This window comes from Planktothrix paucivesiculata PCC 9631, from assembly GCF_900009265.2.
GTDB classification, from domain to species: domain Bacteria; phylum Cyanobacteriota; class Cyanobacteriia; order Cyanobacteriales; family Microcoleaceae; genus Planktothrix; species Planktothrix paucivesiculata.
In genome coordinates, this window is record NZ_LR735072.1 from 1 (window position 1) to 821 (window position 821).

Consider the following 821-nt stretch of genomic DNA (forward strand, 5'->3'; position numbering starts at 1 on the left):
ACATCAGCTAATTTATAAATATCATCAAGGGCAGTGCTTAATTTCTGACATTTCTCATGGAGTTTACTAATTATTCCATCTTCTTCAAGGGTTTCAAAACTAAACCATTGCCACAACATCCAACCGGGTTTAGCACGGCGTTCCTCGGCTTCATGCACAACACCGATTAGAACTTTACCAGTATAATTCCCAGGTGCGGGTTTATTACCTTTAAAACAAGATAGGGGAATAACTAAATCATAACCTTTGAATCTATTATCATTCTCAAACTTATATGAATGACTTGCTGTTCCTTTTATTGTCCATTCTTTAAAGATGGCGGCTCGGATTTGAATTGTTGTCGGGTTATCTTCATTGCCAATTGTTTCCCAACTTTCTAATAGGGTTAGAAGGGATTTTGATAATTTAGCATGACAATCTCCTGTATCCCAATGGACTCCATTTACTCCATCATCTTGAGGACTACTATCTTTTGGATTCCGTCGTTCATCATCAACAACAATATATTTTATTTCTCTATAAAATAATCTATTGCATCCGGTATGCAGAATACTTCCATAAATTATTCGTTTCCAATCATCTTTGCTAGGAAAATAATCTCTACCAATTGTTCTTTTAGGAGTAAATAAAAACCTCCCATGGGTTCGACTATTTGATGCTAAATCTAAAAAGTAGGGGTCAGAAACCCCAGGAACTTTAAAAGGGTCTAATAAACTTGCGTTAGTTGATGTTTTGGGAATTTCACCAATAATAAACTTTTTGTCAGGGTATAAAGCCGCTAACATTGTATTACGGAGAACTACTGGTGGCGCGGTTGAAAA

General features: G+C 36.1%; 1 pseudogene. It reads right to left on the minus strand.

Features of this window, described 5'->3' with window-relative positions:
• A pseudogene (locus PL9631_RS26425) lies at nucleotides 1–785 on the minus strand (hypothetical protein); the annotation flags it as partial.
• Nucleotides 786–821 lie beyond the last annotated feature (36 nt).